The 2,165-nt window shown below is 38.8% G+C and carries 1 rRNA gene; it reads left to right on the forward strand.

Annotated elements, in window-relative coordinates:
* Positions 1-2,165 (forward strand): 23S ribosomal RNA (locus tag KJ562_00290); the annotation flags it as partial.

The following is a 2,165-nucleotide window of genomic DNA, read 5'->3' on the forward strand; positions in this document are numbered from 1 at the left end:
ATAATTCAAGCAAGTCAAGTTTCCAAGAAAAACCTCTATCCTTGATAGAAGCATCCGTACCAACAACCAACACAGGTGGATAGGTCGAGTAGACCAAGGTGAACGGGAGAACCCTTGTTAAGGAATTCGGCAAAACAGCGGTCGTAACTTCGGGATAAGACCCGCCGGACCGTACCTCATTGTGTTCGTATGGAATTTTCAATTTACAATTCTCAATTTTCAATGAATGACCAATTTTCAATTTTCAAACAGTTTGAAAATCTAGTCATTGAAAATTGATTGAAAATTAGAAATTGAAAATTGAAAATTTACGAGCATAGCGAGGTATGGTTCGGCCACAGTAAAAGACTCCGAGCAACTGTTTATCAAAAACACAGGTCTCTGCTAACTCGCAAGAGGAAGTATAGGGGCTGACGCCTGTCCAGTGCCAGAACGTTAAGATTCGTGGTGAAAGCTATGAATTTAAGCGCTGGTGAACGACAGCAATAACTATAATTGTTCTAAGGTAGCGAAATTCCTTGTCATCTAATTAGTGACGTGCATGAAAGGCGTAATGACTTGGGGACTGTCTCAACAAGGGACCCGGTGAAATTGCAATAGCGGTAAAGATGCCGTTTACCTGCGGCTAGACGAAAAGACCCCATGAAGCTTTACTATATCTTGGTATTGTGTTATGGATTTAAATGTTCAGTATAGGTGGGAGACTTTGATGTTTCGGCGCTAGCCGAAGCGGAGTCGCAATATGAGATACCACTCTTCTGGATTTGTAATTCTAACCTTTGGCCGTTAACCGGTCAGGGGACAGTGCCTGGTGGGTAGTTTAACTGGGGCGGTTGCCTTAACTTTAAAATCCATTTTAACGCCGGATTTTAAGGGGCCTTTTTGTCCCGAGTTCTCGGGACAAAAAGCAAATCGGCTGTATGCTGGAACCTCCGGTCAGAGTTTGCATATCCCGAGTTCTCGGGATAAAAATTGCAAGCAAGATTGTATTATAAATGTAAATTTAGAAATATAATCGCCAGACAATCAGCAGGGAAGATTACTAATGTTTTACATTAGTTTTCCCCTCAACGACTATACGCCGAATCCCGAGTATTTGGGATATGATATAGTCTGATCTCATAGGAAACTATGAGCCCTTAATCATCTCAGTATTTATACGACTGAGAAACGCTTTTCCATTTATACCGCCCGAAAAGCAAGATTAAGGATCTAACCAAAAAAATATGCATAAAAAAGAAATTAAGAACTATAAAAAAAACCTGAAATTAACTCCAAGACAACGGGAAGTCATTGTTGGAAAATTGCTGGGAGACGGACATTTGGAAAGCATAACCGATGATAAAACATATAGGCTGAAAATTGAACATTCGCTTAGTCAAAAAGAATATGTGGATTGGTTTTATCAAGAGTTTGCAGAATGGATGTCTTCCGCGCCAAAAATGAAAGAACAGATTGTGAATGGAAAATTATATCGCAAGTATTGGGTTAATACAATATCTTCCGGAGCGTTTAGATTTTACGCCAAGCAATTCTATAAAGATAAAAAAAAGATTGTGCCAAAACTAATTTACAAGTGGTTAACTCCGCTCGGATTGGCGGTTTGGTTTATGGATGATGGCTCGGTGAAATCTAAAAATCATAAAGCGAGGATAATAAACACACAAGGCTTTGAGAAGGAAGAAGTTCAGAGATTGATAAAAATTCTTGATGATAAATTCAATCTAAAATGCAAACCAAGAAAGCAAAAAGAAGGTTTTCAAATTATGATTCTTTCGGAAAGCGCTGATGATTTTGCCGGATTGATAAAAGATTATATGCATAGTTCTATAAAATATAAAATTCAAGGATTAAACTTAAGCTAAATATGAATATGTAAAAATCAAACGCTTAATACTTAATACTAAATACTTGATACTCATAAAAGGGTTAGGTTAACACAAATGCCAAAATTGTATCGGAGGCGTTTATAAGGTCAGCTAGGTCCGGATGGAAATCGGACTGATAGTGCAAAGGCATAAGCTGGCTTTACTGCGAGACTGATGGGTCAAGCAGTTGCGAAAGCAGAACTTAGTGATCCGACTTTCGATCGTAGTATCGAAGAAGCTCAACAGATAAAAGCTACTCTGGGGATAACAGGCTAGTTTCGCCCAAGCGTCCATAGC

This window comes from Patescibacteria group bacterium (assembly GCA_018900835.1).
GTDB lineage: Bacteria > Patescibacteriota > Minisyncoccia > Minisyncoccales > PEYH01 > PEYH01.